We start from the raw sequence: 19,203 nt of genomic DNA on the forward strand, positions 1-19,203 counted from the left end.
TCTAACCTTCCCCCTTATTAAGATTTAGGTTGTATTTTTTCAGTTTTCTAACAATCGTTGGTTGACTCGTATCCAATGCTTTTGCAATTTCATAGGTGTTTTTATACTTTTCCACCGCCAAACCTAGTACTTTTACTTCTGCCATTTCTGTGGCTTCCTTTAATGAAACAATAGAGGAAGAGCTTATATTCGTTTCTTTAGTCTCTCGATATTCATACGGAAGATTATCTACCTGTATGTTATCTTCCGGTGTAGTTACCACTAACCTTTCTATTAAATTGGAAAGTTCCCTAATATTTCCTGGCCAGTCATAATTGAAAAAGAAGTCTTTTAACTCCGTGTTGATCGTCTTGGTCATATCGTACTTACGGTTGGATTGTTCCAGAAAAGTTTGGACTAAAGGTAAAATTTCATCACGGCGGTCTCTCAAAGATGGGATGACTACTGGAAGCACATTCAGTCTATAGTATAGATCCTCTCGAAAGTCTCCATTTGCTACCATCTTCTTTAAGTTTCGGTTAGTAGCCGCAATAATTCTTACATCGATCTTCTTTGGCTTCGTCCCCCCAATTCTCTGGATTTCATTTTCTTGCAAGACCCGTAGCAGTTTGACTTGTAACAATAATGGAAGCTCTCCAATTTCGTCTAAAAACAGAACACCTCTATCAGCCATTTCAAACATTCCTGGCTTTCCTTGACGACTTGCACCAGTAAAAGCACCACCCTCATAACCAAACAATTCAGATTCTAATAAGTCAGGAGGGATGGCTCCACAGTTTATTTTAATAAATTCACCTTTTTTGGAACGAATATTGCTGCTTGTGAATATGTGTTTAGCGATCACGTCTTTTCCGACTCCAGTTTCCCCTAATATTAAGACGCTAGCATCGATATCAGCTATTCTATCTACCGTGTCATAAATCAATTTCATTTTCTCGCTATTAATAACTACACCATTTAATTGTTTCGTTTTATTTTTCAGCAGATCAAGTTCTTTTTTGTACTTGTTATTTAACTCATTCAACTTTCCTAACTCAGATTGCAGTTCATTTAAGTCTGATAGGTCCCTTATATTTGTAACAACCTTTTCAACATCTCCCTCCTCATTAAACACAGGAGCGCCCGTGATTAAGGTTTCTTTACCTGCGAAATTTTCTTGTACAAGCGAAACTGTTCTGCGCTGCTTCACTACTCTATGAGTCACTGAGTTCTTGAGGATCCCCCTTTTAATTAGAGCGCTTACATTTTTACCTATATAATATTCCTTTGGGATACCGGTAAGCTTCTCAATAGCGGAGTTTGTTTTCCAAGTGACTCCTTTATAATCAGTGATATAGATTCCGTCATATGAATTTTCAATAATTGCATCCAACTCACGAGTCAACTTTTTCAACTCTTTGTTCTCATTTTTTAGTTCAGATAACTCCTGCGTTTCTGTGCCAACTAATAAAAGATCATTTGTATCATGTAAAGGACCCTCGATAAAAACAAATCGTCTTCCACAAGCTTCTGCCATAATCATTTTTGAAGAATGATTTGTTTCCCATTCGGAAAAAGCGTTATAGATCTTTTCCCCTTTCGTTATTTTCTCTCCCATATGTGTTTTCAATAAATGATTATAAGACAGCACTTTCCCATCTTGATTTATAACTAAAGCGGGAAGAGGAATCCGTTCGACTACGTCCGTAAGAACCATTGTTTCACCACCTTCGAATTTTAGGCATGTTAGGCCTTTAAATTGGGAAAATCAACATTGTCATTTAAAATCTACCTGAAACCGTACACTGTGATGACGACAATAACAAGACTAACTACACTCATAATATAAGTTCCATTCCATCTAAAACCTATGGTCAATCCATTACGACTTAAACATTTACTTACTATAATGTTAATGGCATTTAGCGGACACAACACGGCCGTCATCGACCAGGACATAATAAAAATAAGTGCCAAGAATTCTGGTGATATACCTAGGTTAGACGCTGAAACTTGAGCAGCAAGAATAGGAATGACTACAATCTGATGTATGCCAATGAAAGCACAAACGAGAACAAGTCCGAAAATAATAAGAACAAATAATAAGAGGGAATGTTCAGCAAAACCTAGCAAAAAAGTTTGAATATAACTGGCAAATGTCGTATTTGTGAGAGCCCTTCCAAATAACCCGGCGCTTAAAAATAATGTAATCTCATTATCCATAAGTGAAACACTACGGGAATAATTTTTCCATTCAAGTAATAATTTTCTCCACTTAAAAGTTAAGATTCCCCATAGAATAGGCATAGTTATAGCTATAATACTAACGAGCATCAGCATCGAGATGCTCGTAATATATTCCAGTACTAATAAAGATATAATTAACGTTACAAGCATGCCGACTAACTTGCCAATCTTTCTAAGATGAAAGCTTGTATTTTCTTCTACTTCCACCTGAGTTGGTCTCGGTTTCTCCTTCTTAGATAATTTCTCTTTAACCGAAGAATTAAATAATAAATTACCAATTCCCAATTGAATAACAGCTACGGATAAGCCTATTCCTATGTAACGGCTAATCTCTCCACCTACTTGATGTAATACTAAGGCTACTGAGGCAAAGTAAGGTGACCAGAGCATAGCTGATGTAAAGCCTATTAAATAAGACTTACCAAGAATTTTAGGGCTAATGTTAAGTTTTTGCACCATTTCATGAACCATTTTTACAGTTCCCATATTCAATATAGGACTTATTAACGCAATAAAACTCGACAGGCCAAAGAAAGCGAGCCTAGGATTATTTTCCCACTTTTTCATAAAATAATTAAGTGATGCAAAGTAACCACCTGTCTTTAAAGGAATAGACAATAAAGGAACTAGGATAATTAGTGTGAGAAGTGGTAAATTCTGCTGAATTCCTTCAAGGCTGGCAATAAGAGGTTGTTCTTTAGATGTAATATTTATTATACAGCCTAATGAGAGTAAAGTTAATGTGATGTACTTTGGAATCCCTCGAACTGAAGTAACGCTTATAAAAAAGACGACAAACCCAAACATAGACAACAGGTAAAAAAGTGATTCTGCCGGATAAAAGAAGTAAAGCATATAAATAAAACACATCGCTAAAATAATCATTGCTTTACATTTCTGAATAATAAACAAAGAGGTTATCTTCAAGCGTTCTCACCCATTCATCCTTTTGACAAGAAAAAACAAAGGCTTTAGCCAATAATTGGCCAAAGCTCTATTTTTTCTTTTTGACTTCAAAATTTTTGTATTTACTACAAAAGATCTTCTTTCTTTTATTCTCCTTTGTTCTACAATTCCCTGCTTTTAAAACGATTTCAAGAACTTCCAAGGTTTTATCTCTTCTCGGAAGTTTCTTTGTTTGCTTCTTCAAAAGGCCAAGCAGGCAAGGAATTCGACAGTTGTCTATCTGAACGGTAACCTAGCAAATACTCAGCTTGCATAACCGTATGAATTTCCCGAGTTCCTTCATATATAACAGGGGCTTTGGAGTTACGTAAAAATCTTTCAACTGGATAATCATTAGAATAACCATAAGCTCCATGGATCTGGACAGCATCGTTAGCTGCTTCATTGGCATAGTCACAGGCCTGCCATTTAGCTAAAGATGTTTCTCTTGTATTTCGTTTTCCTTTATTCTTTAATTCTCCGGCACGAAAGACAAGCAGTCGAGACATTTGATAGCCTGCTTCCATTTTAGCAAGCATTTGTTGGACTAACTGATGTTTGCCAATTTCTTTTCCGAAAGTCTTTCTTTGATGACAGTATTGAACACTTTGTTCGATGCAAGCAAGGATTTGCCCGCAAGCTCCAGCAGCTACAGTAAATCTACCATTATCTAAAGCTGCCATGGCAATTTTAAAACCTTCTCCTTCTTCCCCTAATAGGTTTTCTTTCGGTACCTTTACATTATCAAAAAATAATTCACCCGTATTTCCTGCTCTTATCCCAAGTTTGCCTTTGATGGCTTGTGATGAGAAGCCAGGCAGCGTACGTTCCACGATAAATGCTGAAATCCCCTTATGGCTCTTACTTTTATCCGTATATGCAAATACAAGGAAATGATCGGCATGATCACAAAGGGAGATCCACGTTTTTTGTCCATTTAAGATATAAGAATCGCCATCTTTAATAGCTGTAGTTTGCAAAGATGCTACATCAGAACCAGCATTTGGTTCTGTTAGACCAAACGCTCCTACCTTTTCACCTTTCGCTTGTGGAACCAAGTATTTTTGTTTTTGTGCCTCATTTCCCCACTGTAATAACGTCATACTGTTTAAACCTGTATGCACAGAAACAGCTGTTCTAAACGCTGTATCGCCTCGTTCTAATTCCTCACAAACAATAGCCAACGTATTATAGTCCATGCCACTGCCACCGTATTTCTCTGGGATGCATACTCCCATCAAGTCAAGTTGAGCTAGTCGCTTCATGATCGACGACTCAAAATGTCCTTCTGCATCCCATTCCTGAATATAAGGATTAATTTCTTTGTCAACGAATTGACGCACCACTTTTCTTACCATTTCTTGTTCTTGCGTTAATTCAAAATTCATCATTATTCCTCCTTAGCAAAATAAAAAAACCAGCCATATCAAAGAAACCTTGATACAACTGGCTTTGATCCATGTTATTTCCCCATGCGAATGAGGCCTCATAGATTCACAGTTTTGATGTTTACAATTTTAATTAACTTGGAAATTCACTGATCATGAAAGAGTTTTTCTTTCTAGAAGTGAATGTTATAGTATTAGTATATAGTTTTTTTAATTTTCTGTCTACAAAAAACACAAAATGCATTCATTCGAAAAAACATATATAATAGGTAATGGAAGCGCTTTATATTATATCACTAAGTTACTTACCAAAAAGATTTATTACCGTAAGCTTCTTCAAAGGGGTGGAAGAATGAAGTTAGAACTTTTACAAAAACAGAAAATGGTAATGACACCCGAATTAAGCCAGGCGATAACCATGCTTCAGTTTAATATGGTTGAAATGGAACAATTTATTCAAGAACATGCACTAGAAAATCCACTTATTGAACTTGAAGAAAATAAACACAATATAACTATTCAGCAAGATTATGTCTCTTCTAACCATCGATCAAAACCAACGAGTAACCACTCCGAAACAGACCAACTCGATTATGTAAAAAACGAAGAAAAAGGATTGTCAGAACATTTATTAGAACAATCTCAATTTCTTAATATTGATGAAACTGAACGAGCTATTTTACGTTATCTAATTCTTAACTTAGATGAAAAGGGCTATTTATCGATAAGTACAGAAGAGACTATCCGATTATTAAATGTTACTGAAGAAAGAGTCCTTTCGGGAATAAACCTTCTACAACAACTCGAACCTGCAGGTATAGGGGCAAGAAGTTTAAAGGAATGCCTATTATTACAATTGCGAACTTATTATCCACACAATAAATTAGCTGAGCAACTGGTTTCCGACTCTCTTGAGCTTATCGCAGATCATCAATGGAAGAAAATATCTACATCGCTAAACATATCTCTAGATGAGGTGAATTCCCTTGTAAACATCATTCAAAGCCTTGATCCTAAACCATGCAGAAATTTCTCTCATGCTATTATCAAATATTTAATGCCAGATATTTTTATAGATAAAAGCAAAGGCACATATACTATTTCTCTTAACGATCGTTTCACCCCAACCATCCGTATGAACAAGCAGTATAGCCCCTATTTAAAACAAAATAATGAAACGTCTAACTATCTTAAAAAAAACTACGAAAAATATTTGTGGTTAGTAAAAAGTATAGAACAACGCCGCTCCACAATACTCAAAATTACCGAGGTCATTATCGATAAACAAATAGACTTTTTTGATAAAGGAATAGCATTTCTTCATCCCCTAACTCTTAAAGAAGTAGCTTCGGAAATAGATGTTCACGAATCAACAGTTAGTCGGGCGACGAAAAATAAAATCATCCAAACCCCAAGGGGGACACTTGAACTTCGAATGTTTTTTTCCTCTAAACTAGGAAGTGACCAAACTAATGTATCGTCTGCTAAAGTAAAAACATTATTAAAGCAATTGGTGTTTAGTGAGGATAAAAAGGCTCCCCTTTCTGATCAAAAGATTTCTAATTATTTTAGTGATCATGAAGGGATTAACGTATCACGAAGAACCATTTCAAAGTATAGAGAGTCCTTAAATATTTTATCCTCTTCGAAACGTAAGCGATTATAGCAAAAAGTCCTGATCAAGTCTTAATTGATCAGGACTTTTCGTATATTATCAAGCTTATGCCGTTATAGGGCAGTACAATGGAAGATTTGATTTTGAGATTGTGGCGGCTGTTCCGTCATCGGTATGAGGAGAAGGTTGTCGGGGAAATAACTCGCTTTCCGTGGGAGTACGGTGAGCCTCCTTGGACTTCGTCCTACGGGGTCTCACCATGTCCTCTAATCCCACAGGAGTCTCATCATTTCCCCGACAACCTTGCCATGAAGAAAAGGGACAGAACATCAACGAATCTTAGGTGTAGCCACGTAGCCATTGATATAACAGCATGTTTATCCTCTGTTTTCCCTGCCCTCCCAAACTCCATACGGCAAACGGACCTCCTTGTTATTAAACAATTTGGGGCCATAGCTGCACTGTTGCTATAGAATAAAGCGTCACCCCACGCAATTCTCAGCATGAGGCGTTCTGCTCACGTGAAGTAGCTTATCTGATGTTTCCCTTCTCCTCACTTAAAGCAAGAAGGTCCGGGAAATTGCGAGACTCCTGTGGGATGAACATGATCGGTGAGATCCCGCAAGGCGTAGCCTGAGGAAGCTCACCACATGCCCACGGAAAGCGAGTGATTTCCCGGACCTTCAAACGCTATCCTTTGTAACGGAAACCACCGGAATGTCTCGAAGCTGTCTTTCCACATAAGGTTAGAAGTGTTGAAGACTCAATTCCGAGATGATTGTGTGGGCTATGTTGCTATCGAAATCGTGCTGTTCTACCGTCCCTGATAAAGCATGAGATACCTGATATAACGCCAATTGAAGCCTGATGTAGACCAAGGAATATGGCCATCACAGATCTATTGAGCCATGTTAAAAATCGGGTGTGAGAGCCTGTTTATAGGAGATGTACCTATTAAGGGACCTTTAAAAAAACTCTGTGGAAATAATTTCAGGTCATAAACGGTAGCTAGGAGCTTACCTGATGTGTCTGCCTACCATCACCACCTCTCCTTGTGAAGACCGTTTCTGAATCTATATTACAGATTAATAGTACAGGATCAATTTCATGGCACAAGCAGATCATTTCAACGGCAATATTCTCACAGCACTCCCCCTGATTTTCATAAAAAAGGGTTCCGTTCCACTCTTCATAGTCATGGGGGATGGGAAACTGCGAGACTCCTGCGGGAAAGGATAGACTGGCGAGACCCCGCAGAGCTTTAGGAGGCTTGCCGTCTTCCCCGCGGAAAGCGAGTGGTTTCCCATCCCCCATGCTCCGATAAAAAGCAACGGAACCGCGATTCTTTTATTGAATAATCCGAGGCTTTAAGCGATATGCAAGAAAGCACCTTCCAGCACAATTCTCACTCGTAAGGAATGCTTTTCACTTGAAGCACCACACCTGATGCTTCCGTTCTCCTCACGAAAGCAAGAAGGTCCGGGAAATTGCGAGACTCCACCTTTATAAGCGGAGGCGCCTTGGTCAGCGGCGTATGGACTGGACTGAGCTGTCGGAGATAAAGGAAACACGAAGAACATCGTGATTCGATGTTGACTTATCGTACAGAAGCGAGGGAAGTCTCACTAGCCGCTAGGCGCTGGAGCTGGATAACGCCGATGTGATTGATGAACTAGATGTAGCTTTCGTCCTTATAAGGCGTAAGAGATGGGATGAACATGATCGGTGAGATCCCGCAAGGCGTAGCCTGAGGAAACTCACCACATGCCCACGGAAAGCGATTGATTTCCCGGACCTTCAAACTCCATCCTTTGTAACGGAAATTACCGGAATATCTCGAAGCTGAGCCTTCCATAATCGGGGGGATTTAACGGAATAAGAAAAGCAACTTGCCTAATAAATAAAGCCAAGTCGAATGGCTTCCGCAATCCCCTGGCCACGATGGTTTACGTTCAATTTTTTTAGAGCAGAACCTGCATAATCTCTTACGGTAAATGGACTAATCTCAAACAATCCAGCAATTTCTTTAATAGAGTAGCCCCACGCCAACTGTTGCAATACCTCTGTTTCACGTTTACTAAGAATTATCTTTTGTTCGCTTGGGTTGTATAAAAGCTGTCCTAGACATTTTCCGTACAGTTCTAGTGATGTGATTAAATCTTTTGAAAGCGCCCCTTCCTTCGTATACCTATCCAAAAAAATGGTACCGACAACTGTCGAGGACTGAATAACAGGGACGATGATTAAGAAAGACAAATTAAAGCGGTCCACATACTTATCAGGAAATAAATTACCACGACCTGCATGGCTTACTACCTCTGCCTTTTTTGAATGAACTGCTGAATACACGGGAGGAATACTTCTTACATCTTCCCGAATCTCACTCATTCCATAGGTTCCTGATCGGTCCATTCTAATGATCCCTTCTCCTGTAAAACTTAAAGGGGAGTAAGCAAACAACGACACACGTAAAAACGGGAATAACTCTACTAAACCTCTTACAGCTAATTGCACCTTGCGATCGTGTTCCTCCTCAGGATTGATCCCTCTTATGTAATCTACAATCCTATCATCATTCATCGGTTTTCCTCCCTACCTTTTCAGGGATATAACTGAACTTCAAGTTGTATTATCATATAAATGTAAGCACTTTCATTATAACATGGAATATTCAGTAAATTCATCCAAAAAGGGGCTGAAAAATGAGAGAAGAAATTTTGACGACAAGCGCACGTGGACTGCAGGAAGACTCATTTCCATTTCGGTTGTACCAAAAGGCCAAAAAGTTAGGTGTCTGGGATCCTAGAGATATTGATTTCACACAGGATAAAGAAGACTGGAAAACATTATCATCACCTCAGCAGCAATCGATATTACGGCTTATCTCTCAATTTCAAGCAGGCGAAGAAGCAGTTACTCTAGACCTCTTACCAGAGATCATGTTAATCGCTAAACAAGGACGTATTGAAGAAGAAATGTTTTTAACCACTTTTCTATTTGAAGAGGCCAAGCATACAGAATTTTTTCGTATCGTTTTGAATATTCTTGGCGAACACGGAGATCTTTCACACTTTCATAGTGACACATATAAGAAAATCTTTTACGAAATATTGCCTGAAGCAATGGATCGCCTCCGTACAGACGAAACCCCCGAGGCACTGGCAGAAGCCGCTGTTGTCTATAATATGTTTGTCGAAGGAGTTCTCGCTGAAACAGGGTATTGGTCGTTTTATAAAATGCTAGATTCATTTGGAAAAATGCCTGGACTCATGAAAGGGATTGAATATTTAAAACGAGATGAATCCCGGCATATTGCTTATGGCACCTTTTTATTGCAGCGTCTCGTCTGCGAGCACCCTCACTTGTATGACCACATTACCAAAAAATTGAATGAATTAGCTCCATTGTCTTTGCAATTAAACCAAGAAGGTTCAGAGCAATCAGCTTACGACGTTCCACTTGAGGAAACGATGAAATTTTCTCAAAACCAGTTATCTATCCGACTAGAAAAAGTAGCTAGGGCCCGTGGCAAAACGATAGAGGAAATCTATAAGACGAAGGAAAAAGTATGATCAAGGAGGTCTTTGAATGACAACAAAAACAGATATCCTCCAGTTCCCTATCTATATTAATGGGGAATGGGTAGCCGCTAAAAATGGTGAAACGTTTGAAATTACAAACCCTGCAACCGGACAAGTATGTGCCCATGTCGCCAAAGGTACGAAGGAAGATATCGATACCGCTGTTCAATCAGCTCGTCGTGCTTTTAACTCAGGGATATGGTCGAAAAAGTCACCAGAGGAAAGAGCAAAAATTCTTATCCAATTTTCCAACAAAATCGCGGAAAACGCTGAGCAACTTGTATATCTTGAGTCGATTAGTTCTGGAGGCACCCTCAACCGAATTGCTAATTCAGACATTCTGCAATTGGTTGAACTGCTTCAAGAAACAGCTAAATTTACTCGTGAATATCAATATGTAGAATCATTACCTACGAAGACATTTCCCGGCCCAAGTGACAATCAAGTATGGAGGGAGCCGATTGGCGTTTGCGCAGCGATAACACCATGGAATTTTCCTATGATTCTCGCGATGTGGAAAATTGCCCCTGCACTAGCCATGGGTAATTCAATTGTCATTAAGCCCGCCTCCTATACGCCACTGTCTACATTGAAATTAGCAGAGTTAGCGGTTGAAGCTGGTCTTCCTGGAGGTGTGTTTAACGTTGTCGCAGGGCCCGGTTCTAGTACAGGTGCAGCACTCGTTACCCATCAGGAAGTAGACAAAGTAGCCTTTACTGGTTCAACTGAAGTGGGACGAAGTATTATGCAACAGGCTGCGGGCACGGTGAAAAAGGTATCCCTCGAATTAGGAGGTAAATCCCCTGCTATTGTTTTACCAGATGCCCATTTAGACACTACGATTCCAGGAATTTTATTTGGAGTTTTCCTTCATTCTGGACAAATATGCGAGTCCGGTACCCGTGTGTTCGTTCATGATTCTATTTATGATGAAGTGATAGAAAAACTAAAATATGCAGCATCTACCATTAAACTAGGTCATCCTCTAGAAAATACAACCGGCATGGGACCACTAGTTTCAGAGCGACAATTACAGAAAGTACTAGATTATATTGAAACCGGGAAACAAGAAGGAGCCTCACTTATTTGTGGCGGTAAACGCGCCGTATCTGGAAACCTAAAAGATGGATTTTACGTAGAACCAACGATATTTGCCGATGTAAATAATACTATGAAGATTGCTCAAGAAGAGATTTTTGGTCCCGTACTATCTGTCATTCGTTATTCCGATGTGCAAGAAGCCGTTGACCTTGCCAATGATACCATCTACGGGTTAGCAGCGGGAGTTTGGTGTGGTGACGTTAACAAAGCACTGCCTATCGCAAAGGAGTTAAAAGCCGGCACCATATGGATTAACGACTGGCACATGTTTAGAAGTGATGCTCCATTTGGTGGCTATAAGCAAAGTGGTTTTGGTCGTGAACTTGGCCGTCATGCACTCGATGAATATACTGAAACGAAACATGTTCATACTTCTTTGGTTCCTGAACTTGAGCAAAGACCGTGGTATAGCATCCTTTTTGGAAACGAATAGAAAATGATTAACCTATCCTAAAAAAAAGCAGGTGATCGAATGGTAACATCATATTTTAATTTTTCTGTTCGAACTGTGATTCACAACGGATCTGGTTCACGTACAAAACTTCCTGAATTGATCAAGAACCTTGGCGGTAAGAGGGTGGTGTTATTCACAGATAAAGGTCTCACAGATGCAGGAGTCACCGAAAAAATCACCGAGTTATTTGAATTGATGCCAGGGGATGTTAAACTCGTTGGCGTTTTTGACCATATTGTTCAAGATGCAAAATCAACCATCATTAATCAAGCAGCTAAATTTTTCAAGGAAAATAATGGGGATGCATTATTGGCTCTTGGTGGTGGCAGTGTTCTTGATACTGTCAAAGGGGTTAAGTGGATGCTTCATAACAATTTCACAGATGTTCATGAGCACCTATTAGGAAACGTACTCGAATCATGGCCTGATGTACAACCCATTTCTATTCCACACGTTGCCGTTCCTACAACGGCAGGTACGGGTGCAGAAGTTTCTCCAATTTCCGTTATCTATAATGAGCAGGTTAACGTGAAAGTAAACATTATTAATCCCTTTATTAATGCTGACATGGCCGTCCTAGACCCTGAACTAACCATTGGACTTCCTCCTAAAATTTCAGCCTTTACTGGATTTGATGCCTTAACACATGCGGCTGAAGCTTATTTTTCACCACAGGCCAATCCCATGACTGATGCGTATGCATTACAATCCACACGGATGATTACAGAAAATATCACAACAGCTGTTCATAAAGGGCAAAGTCTTAAGGCTCGTGCAAACATGCTGATGGCCAGTTCAATGGCTATCTCTGCTTTTAGTCTTTCTCTTAATGCTATTCCCGTTCACAATATCGCACATGCATTAGGGGCAAAATACGGAATTCCGCATGGTCTGGCAAATGCTGTTCTTTTGCCGAATGTCATGGAAAGTTTAGCTCCTATGTATTTACCAAGAATCAAAGGTTTTGCAGAAGCACTTGGAATTGAAAATATTTCAGATTCTCCGGAATTATGCCTGGGGCAAGTCACGAGTTACATCCGTGACCTTAGGAATCAAGTTGGCTTAGGGAGCACTTTTGAAGAAGCAAACATAGATCTTAACCACTTAAAAGATATTGTTACGGCAGTCCAGTCAGATCCTGCCGGAGTCTTTTTCCGTATTCCAGAAGAAATTATTAGCAAGGTTATAAAAGAAGTTTCAGGATCGGAAGTCACTTCAAAATAACAAACAAATCCCCCAACGATAGCCTATCAATCTGGCATCGATGGGGGATTTTCGATTAATTAGAACTATAACTTATTCTTCAACTTCTATTGATACAATCTCACCATCTTCTACAGCTGCCATACTCAAGCCTGTTTTAAATCCTCCATCATCGCCAATCTCAGGGATGGAGTATACCTCTTTATCTTCAGGTAATTGTTCCAATCCAGCTTGTATATGAGACCGAATTGCTGTTGGATCGTCCACAGTTCCAGCTGCTTTCATTGCTTCCATAAATATATAGACAGAAACATAGTGAAAACCTGCTTCTGAGCCTGGGTCTTCATCATGTTCTTCTCGATATGTTTCAACGAACTGGTCTGTACCAGGATATTCAGAATCTACTAAAGGCGTAACACCAACAGATCCTTCAAACATGTCATAAGTTTCTTCACCAACAATTTTCCTCATTTCATCAAGTTTGGCCTGATCCATGATGATAAAACCACCTTCAAATCCCAATTCTCTCGCTTGTTTTGCTAATTTTGCAGTTGGTTCAGAAGGTCCGCCAATAAAGAGTACATCAGGGTCGTTTTCTAGTGCATTAGTAACGGTAGTAAAGAAATCCGTTTCTTTGGAAAAATCAATTGAGGCATCGTATACGACTTCTCCTCCTTCTTCTTCCCAATGAGGTAATAAATGTTCGGACCAATCTTTACCATACTGTGAAGCAGTTGGCAGGGCGGCAATTTTATTTCCAAAACGCTCCATTGTATAATCAGTAAAAGGTTCCATATACCCATCATAACGGGGCGGGATCCTTACAGTAAGTTCGTTCCCTTCAGCTGTAACACCAGGCTCACTTGTATAAGCACCAATTAAAAAGTTCTCTTGTTCGTTAAACACCTGCATGGCTTTTATTCCACCACTATGCGGGGAGTATATAATAGGTGTTTGGTCTTCCTGTACTAGTCTCTTAGCATTAGCTGCTGTTTCATTAGGTAAATACTTATCATCTAATGGAACAAGATTTAACTTATATGATTGATCATCAATTTCAAATCCACCACTTTCATTAATTTCTTCTACAGCTAACTTCATTCCATTTAATGAGCGTTCTCCATAGAAAGCAGCTGGTCCACTTAACGGGCCGCTAAATCCGATGTTCACTACCTCGTCTCCTTCTTCAGTTTCAGGAGCTTCAACTTCTGCGTCAGCTTCAGCTTCCGCTTCCGTGTCCTCTTCACTAGAGGTATCATCGGACATTCCCTCCATACACCCAGCCAAAACAAATACAAATGACAACATCATTAGGAAAGCTAATAATCGAAATTTTTTCATTTTTATTTCCTCCCCATTAAATAGTATTTTTTCATCCATTGCCTTCTAGAAACTTGCCCTCCCCTTTCGGCAACATTTATCGTTAGGCACCAATATATGCCTTTCGAACCGCATCATTTGTAAATAATTGCTCGGATGTTCCTTCTACAACAATCGAACCACTTTCAAAAACATAGCCTCTATTTGCAATCTTTAAAGCTGCATTAGCATTTTGCTCTGCTAACAGAACAGTCGTGCCATCCTCATTAATTTTTTGAATAACTTCAAACATTTGTTCAACAATTAAGGGAGCTAATCCAATAGAAGGTTCATCTAACATCATTAACTTCGGTTTTGACATTAAAGCCCTTCCAATCGCAAGCATTTGTTGTTGCCCACCGCTTAGAGATCCAGCAGCATTATCCTTTTTTTCACGTAAAATTGGAAATAAATCATAAACATTTTGTATCGATTTCTTAACTTCCGATTTCTTTTTCCGATGAACATATGCACCCATAATTAAATTTTGATAAACCGACATGCCGTGAAACAATTCTCGTCCTTCAGGACACTGGACAATTCCAGACTTCACTATTCTATCCGGTGACTTGCCTCCAATTGCATTACCTTCAAACAGGATCTCACCTTCACTAGGCTTTTCAAGACCGCTAATTGCTCTAAACGTAGTACTTTTCCCTGCACCATTTGAGCCCAGTAAAACGACTAATTCTCCTTTTTCTACTTCAATATCTAAGGTTTTTATCGCTGTAAAACCACCATATTTTACAGATAACCCTGAAAGATTAAGCACTCGCATCACCTCCTAAATAGGCTTCAATAACAGCTTCGTTGTTCATAATTTCTTCTGATGTCCCCTCGGCAATTTTTTCTCCATAATTTAAAACCATGATTTTATCAGCTAGTTTCATAATCATTTGCATCTTGTGCTCAATTAAGCATACGGTTATTCCTTTTTTCACCATCTTCCTCATTAGATCAGCTAATCCATCCGTTTCACCAGGGTTGATGCCTGCTGCTGGTTCATCAAGGAAAACCACCTCAGGCTCCGTGGCCAAAGCCAACGCAAAAGCTACTCGCTTCTTCTCTTCCTGTGTGATACTTCCAGCCAATTTATCAGTTATACCCGTTAATCCTACAAAATCCAGGACTTCCATGGCTTTATCCCTACACTTTTTTTCTTCTCTCTTATAGCGCTTTGTCCTTAAGATGGCATCAAGTAAATTTGATTCCGTCCGCAGTCGATGACCTACAATCACGTTATCTAGGACTGTTGCTTGCTCAAATAGATTAGTAGTTTGAAAAGTTCTTGCTACACCTAAGTTCGCAATTTTGTGAGAGGGTAGATTAGTTATGTCTTTTCCCTTGAAAATCACCTTTCCGGAACTAGGGGTGTAAGAACCACTAACTAAATTAAAAAAAGTAGATTTCCCCGCACCATTAGGACCTATAATCGCGTTAATCTTTCCTTCCTCTATAGAGAAATCCACACTTTTCACAGCTACAAGTCCACCAAAATTTTTTGTTAGATCTTTTGTTTCTATAAACAAATGTCACCCCTCCTTGATGTTATCTTCGGATTTTTCTTTAGTCGTACCGTATTCACTTCTTGATTTTTTGTACGGCGTTCTTTTCTTCCTAATTAAATACTTCATTCTCATTTCATTAAAAAATCCTACAATTCCTCTTGGATAAAAAATTATGATTAGGGTTAACAGCGGGCCAAAAATGAGCATGCGATAATCTTGTAAAAATTGAAGCGACTGGGAAACCCAAACAACTAGCAATGTTCCAACAATTGGACCTGCTAAAGTCCCGATTCCACCAACTAACAAATACGTAAGAAAGTCAAATATCACCGTAGTGTAACCGATATCTGGACCAATAAATCGAATAAATGAAGCATACAAAGCACCTGCTAAACCGGCAAAAGCCGTTGACAAAACAAAAACGGTCAACTTGTTTTTCATAGTTGAAATCCCAATAGTCTGAGCTAACTCTTCACTATTTCTAATGGCAATAAACGTACGACCTGAGAGAGAGTGAACAATTCGATAGATAACAAGGACAGTCATTAAAAGGAAAAATAAGACGAGATAGTATTGTGAGAGTGGGCTCTGAAATGAGATTGGCCCTATATTGGATGGAGTAGGAATACCAATTAAACCTCGAACCCCTCCTGTTAAACCATCCCATTTATCAATCACAAGATAGATAACATATCCGACACATAGTGTATAAATCGCAAAGAAATGTTCTTTTGTTCTTAAAGCAATTAACCCTATTAAAAAACCAATTCCGCTCGTAATTAAACAAGCTAGTCCTAACGCTACCCAATAGTTCATACCAGCCTTGACTGTTAATAGTCCTAACGCATAAGCCCCAATTGCAAAAAAACCAGCGTGAGCAAGAGATAAATACCCCGTATAACCAGCAAGTAAATTCAAACCATAGACAGCAATCATCCAAATAAACGATAAGGTTACGATGTGAAGCCAATAACCATTTTGAACGACAAACGGAAAGACTGCAGCCATAATTACAAGACCAATGATTACATTCTTCTTCCTAAGAAGTTGTGACATTAGAATCCCTCCTTGGAAAATAATCCTTTAGGCTTAAAGGATAGAATGATAATTAATAGCACAAAAGCAATAATGTCTTTATAGTCATTGGATATATACGTAGCCCCAAGACTCTCCGTAAATCCTAGGATATATCCCCCTAGAATCGCTCCAGGAATACTCCCCATTCCACCTAGTATGATTATGACAAATGCTTTTAAAATAACGAGGTGTCCCATACCAGGAAAAACAAGATTGATGGGTGCTGATAAGGATGCAGCAATAGCAGCTAATCCCCCGGATATCATAAAGGTTAACATCGCAACTTTATTCGTATTAATTCCTACTAGATGAGCGCCTTCACGATTTTGAGCCATTGCAATAATTGTGGAGCCAACAAATGTTTTTTTCAAAAACAGATAGAGTAAAACCATGACAACAATAGCTCCGACATTAATAAATACTCGTTGCATCGTCAGGGTTGTGCCAAAAATATTGATAACCTCTCCGTAGGGAGTTGTCATTGTACGATAATCAGCGCCCCAAACTAACTGCGCTAGAGCTTCTAGAAACAACAAGATGCCGATCGCCGCGATTTTGTCATGAATAGGTGGTGCATGCCTCAACGGGTTAAAAACGAGTCTTTCCATTATGACTCCTATTAAGCCAACGACCACAATGGAGACAGCGATGGCCAGCCAATAATGAAAATTCCATAAAAGCATCGAAGTTAAAGTTACATAAGCACCAAGCATATACAATGCTCCATGGGCAAAGTTAGGAATGTGTAAAATACCATATACAAGAGTTAAACCTAAAGCGACGAGACTATAAACACTTCCTATGGTCAACCCGTTAAAAAGTTGTTGTGTTAAAATATCCATTTAACTACCCCTTTAGCCTCCATTTTAATAACAATTTCATTCATTCCTGAACACCATACCAACTAGTCAGTAAGTACTTCCTATACTATTAAGTAATTTGTGTCAGGATCGTGATGGTCTACGTATTCAACCTTTCGACTTTATCTTTTTCTTGCTCTTGAAGCTTACGCCATAAAATTTTACCGCTAGCTGTTGTTGGAAATTCCTTTCTAAACTCAACGACCCGTGGATATTTATAAGCGGCCATTTGTTGTTTCGACCATTCAATAATTTCTTCCTCTGTTACCTGCCCTTCGAAATTTTCATTTAAAATGACAAATGCTTTAATGTCTTCCCCTTTACGTGGATCAGGAATTCCAACAACACAAGCTTGTTCAATCGCCTCATGGTTATATAAATTGGATTCAATCTCTGTAGGCCATACGTTATAACCGGATGCATTGATCATTCGTTTGACACGATCGACAATAAAAAAGTATCCTTCTTCATCAAATCGACCAATATCCCCTGTTCTAAAAAATGGTTTTCCTTCAATCTCAATAAAAGAGCTTTCATTCTCGTCTGGTCTGTTATAATAACCAACCATCACCTGAGGCCCATTTACGACAATTTCCCCTATTTCACCTATCCCCTTCTCACTTTGTGTTGTCGGATCAATAATTCGTGAGTCGACATCAAACGAAGGGATTCCTAAACACTGCATTTTCGGACGTTCGGGTGGATTAAAATGCGTTTGGGCAATAGTTTCGGAAAGACCATAGCCTTCTGCAAACTCTAATCCTGTTAAATTAAATAGCTTCTCACCAACTGCTTTTGGAACCGCAGCTCCTCCACCGGAAATACCGAGTAAGGAAGTAAGGTCTTCTGCTTTTAGATCAGGGTTCGCAAGGAAGTCAATTAGCATCGTACTAATTGTCACCCAATGGGTACATTGTTGTTCTCTAATCAATTTCTGAGCCGTTTTACGATTCCAACGGGTCATAATCACCATCGTACTTCCACCAAATATCGGCATATGCATGCTGTGTACCATACCTGTTACATGAAATAGTGGCAATGTCATTAAGCTTTTCGAATGAGTAGTTGAACGGGCCCAATAGTACGATCCTACGGTATTCGCCTGAACGGTTCGATTCGTATGCATGCATCCCTTAGGAAGTCCTGTCGTTCCTGAAGTATATGGGAGAACAGCCAGATCATCTGCTCTCTCATTTGTTTCCTCCGGTTGAAATCCAACCTTTAATATGTCGTTCCACAAATAATAGTTATCCTCTTTAAACTCTATTCGTTGAGCGGTTACTTCCTCTGGCAGTTCTTCGAAATCATCACCTTTGTAATCTGAATAGGATGCGATCACAAGGTTTTGAAGCGATGTATCTGCTAGTAAAGGGTGAACATCTCTGATAAGCTCTTGACCAACTATGCCGTTTTTAATGGCACAGTCATTCACATAGAACTCCAATTCATTTGACTTCAGCATAGGGTTAATAGGAACGACTACAGCTCCCGCTCGCAAAATTGCATAGTAACTGATTACAAACTGGGGAGAGTTTTGCATAAATAGCAATACTTTTTCACCACTAGCAACACCTAGCTCCTTCTGCAAGTATCCGGCGACAAAATCAACTTCTTTAGCCAGTTGGCGATACGTAATGGATTTTCCATAGTAATAAATGGCATCATGTTCAGGATACCGAGTAGCTGAAACTTTAAGATTATCGTACAAGGATGTTTCAGGAATCGTTATTGATTTAGTCAATTTGGGCCAGAATTCAAAATGGCTGGTTTGCATAAAGACCTCTCCTTTATGAATAAAGTTATTCCAGTTGAAGACCTAACAAAATCAACCGTTCTCTTAGCTCTTGAATTTTTTGAAAGTTAAAATAGTGCCGATCTTTGTAAGC

At 39.2% G+C, this 19,203-nt stretch carries 14 protein-coding genes; 4 read left to right on the top strand and 10 right to left on the bottom strand.

Annotation, left to right across the window (positions count from 1 at the left end; all coding sequences use genetic code 11):
• Position 1: 1 nt before the first annotated feature.
• The 3 genes from ACFQIC_RS09760 to ACFQIC_RS09770 all read right to left on the bottom strand — a co-directional run bounded on the left by ACFQIC_RS09760 (position 2) and on the right by ACFQIC_RS09770 (position 4,559).
• Positions 2 to 1,696, bottom strand: coding sequence for a sigma-54 interaction domain-containing protein (locus tag ACFQIC_RS09760; protein ID WP_204708071.1), 1,695 nt, complete (start codon positions 1,694 to 1,696; stop codon positions 2 to 4).
• A gap of 71 nt (positions 1,697 to 1,767) precedes the next feature.
• Positions 1,768 to 3,138, bottom strand: a complete 1,371-nt coding sequence (locus tag ACFQIC_RS09765) for a hypothetical protein (protein ID WP_390217067.1) — start codon at positions 3,136 to 3,138, stop codon at positions 1,768 to 1,770.
• A 200-nt stretch (positions 3,139 to 3,338) separates the two neighbouring features.
• On the bottom strand, positions 3,339 to 4,559 hold the full coding sequence (locus ACFQIC_RS09770) for an acyl-CoA dehydrogenase family protein (RefSeq protein WP_204708073.1): 1,221 nt from the start codon (positions 4,557 to 4,559) through the stop codon (positions 3,339 to 3,341).
• Between the two features lie 352 nt (positions 4,560 to 4,911).
• Here ACFQIC_RS09770 and rpoN point away from each other — a divergent pair, with 352 nt between their 5' ends.
• Positions 4,912 to 6,225, top strand: coding sequence for an RNA polymerase factor sigma-54 (gene rpoN, locus ACFQIC_RS09775; protein ID WP_204708074.1), 1,314 nt, complete (start codon positions 4,912 to 4,914; stop codon positions 6,223 to 6,225).
• Positions 6,226 to 8,067: 1,842 nt separating this feature from the next.
• Here rpoN and ACFQIC_RS09780 read toward each other — a convergent pair.
• Positions 8,068 to 8,754, bottom strand: a complete 687-nt coding sequence (locus tag ACFQIC_RS09780) for a LuxR C-terminal-related transcriptional regulator (protein WP_204708075.1) — start codon at positions 8,752 to 8,754, stop codon at positions 8,068 to 8,070.
• 122 nt (positions 8,755 to 8,876) lie between these two features.
• Here ACFQIC_RS09780 and ACFQIC_RS09785 point away from each other — a divergent pair, with 122 nt between their 5' ends.
• The 3 genes from ACFQIC_RS09785 to ACFQIC_RS09795 are packed head-to-tail and all read left to right on the top strand — an operon-like array spanning position 8,877 to position 12,534.
• A complete protein-coding gene (locus tag ACFQIC_RS09785) occupies positions 8,877 to 9,746 on the top strand; it encodes a R2-like ligand-binding oxidase (RefSeq protein ID WP_204708076.1) in 870 nt (289 codons plus the stop codon).
• Between the two features lie 16 nt (positions 9,747 to 9,762).
• Positions 9,763 to 11,289 (top strand): aldehyde dehydrogenase family protein, encoded by a 1,527-nt coding sequence (locus tag ACFQIC_RS09790; protein ID WP_204708077.1) that lies wholly within the window; start codon positions 9,763 to 9,765, stop codon positions 11,287 to 11,289.
• A 39-nt stretch (positions 11,290 to 11,328) separates the two neighbouring features.
• Complete coding sequence (locus ACFQIC_RS09795; protein WP_204708078.1) at positions 11,329 to 12,534, top strand: iron-containing alcohol dehydrogenase; 1,206 nt, start codon at positions 11,329 to 11,331, stop codon at positions 12,532 to 12,534.
• Positions 12,535 to 12,606: 72 nt separating this feature from the next.
• Here the strand turns inward: ACFQIC_RS09795 and ACFQIC_RS09800 are convergent, their stop codons facing one another.
• The 6 genes from ACFQIC_RS09800 to ACFQIC_RS09825 all read right to left on the bottom strand — a co-directional run bounded on the left by ACFQIC_RS09800 (position 12,607) and on the right by ACFQIC_RS09825 (position 19,091).
• Positions 12,607 to 13,854, bottom strand: a complete 1,248-nt coding sequence (locus ACFQIC_RS09800) for an ABC transporter substrate-binding protein (protein ID WP_204708079.1) — start codon at positions 13,852 to 13,854, stop codon at positions 12,607 to 12,609.
• Between the two features lie 82 nt (positions 13,855 to 13,936).
• Positions 13,937 to 14,644, bottom strand: a complete 708-nt coding sequence (locus tag ACFQIC_RS09805) for an ABC transporter ATP-binding protein (RefSeq protein ID WP_204708080.1) — start codon at positions 14,642 to 14,644, stop codon at positions 13,937 to 13,939.
• Entirely contained in the window at positions 14,637 to 15,401 is a 765-nt protein-coding gene (locus ACFQIC_RS09810) for an ABC transporter ATP-binding protein (protein WP_204708081.1), read from the bottom strand. Before ACFQIC_RS09810 ends, ACFQIC_RS09805 begins: the two co-directional genes overlap by 8 nt.
• 3 nt (positions 15,402 to 15,404) lie before the next feature.
• Complete coding sequence (locus tag ACFQIC_RS09815; RefSeq protein ID WP_204708082.1) at positions 15,405 to 16,436, bottom strand: branched-chain amino acid ABC transporter permease; 1,032 nt, start codon at positions 16,434 to 16,436, stop codon at positions 15,405 to 15,407.
• Complete coding sequence (locus ACFQIC_RS09820; RefSeq protein WP_204708083.1) at positions 16,436 to 17,299, bottom strand: branched-chain amino acid ABC transporter permease; 864 nt, start codon at positions 17,297 to 17,299, stop codon at positions 16,436 to 16,438. The genes ACFQIC_RS09815 and ACFQIC_RS09820 overlap by 1 nt, the downstream gene beginning before the upstream one ends.
• Before the next feature lie 118 nt (positions 17,300 to 17,417).
• Positions 17,418 to 19,091, bottom strand: a complete 1,674-nt coding sequence (locus ACFQIC_RS09825) for a long-chain-fatty-acid--CoA ligase (protein ID WP_204708084.1) — start codon at positions 19,089 to 19,091, stop codon at positions 17,418 to 17,420.
• Positions 19,092 to 19,203: the final 112 nt, after the last annotated feature.

Source organism: Halobacillus seohaensis, assembly GCF_042663045.1.
Lineage (GTDB): Bacteria > Bacillota > Bacilli > Bacillales > Halobacillaceae > Halobacillus_A > Halobacillus_A seohaensis.

Coding starts and splice junctions, on each gene's coding strand:
- ACFQIC_RS09760 (WP_204708071.1), bottom strand. CDS start 1,696: ATGGTTCTTACGGACGTAGTCGAACGGATTCCTCTTCCCGCTTTAGTT.
- ACFQIC_RS09770 (WP_204708073.1), bottom strand. CDS start 4,559: ATGAATTTTGAATTAACGCAAGAACAAGAAATGGTAAGAAAAGTGGTG.
- rpoN (WP_204708074.1), top strand. CDS start 4,912: ATGAAGTTAGAACTTTTACAAAAACAGAAAATGGTAATGACACCCGAA.
- ACFQIC_RS09780 (WP_204708075.1), bottom strand. CDS start 8,754: ATGAATGATGATAGGATTGTAGATTACATAAGAGGGATCAATCCTGAG.
- ACFQIC_RS09785 (WP_204708076.1), top strand. CDS start 8,877: ATGAGAGAAGAAATTTTGACGACAAGCGCACGTGGACTGCAGGAAGAC.
- ACFQIC_RS09790 (WP_204708077.1), top strand. CDS start 9,763: ATGACAACAAAAACAGATATCCTCCAGTTCCCTATCTATATTAATGGG.
- ACFQIC_RS09795 (WP_204708078.1), top strand. CDS start 11,329: ATGGTAACATCATATTTTAATTTTTCTGTTCGAACTGTGATTCACAAC.
- ACFQIC_RS09800 (WP_204708079.1), bottom strand. CDS start 13,854: ATGAAAAAATTTCGATTATTAGCTTTCCTAATGATGTTGTCATTTGTA.
- ACFQIC_RS09815 (WP_204708082.1), bottom strand. CDS start 16,436: ATGTCACAACTTCTTAGGAAGAAGAATGTAATCATTGGTCTTGTAATT.
- ACFQIC_RS09820 (WP_204708083.1), bottom strand. CDS start 17,299: ATGGATATTTTAACACAACAACTTTTTAACGGGTTGACCATAGGAAGT.
- ACFQIC_RS09825 (WP_204708084.1), bottom strand. CDS start 19,091: ATGCAAACCAGCCATTTTGAATTCTGGCCCAAATTGACTAAATCAATA.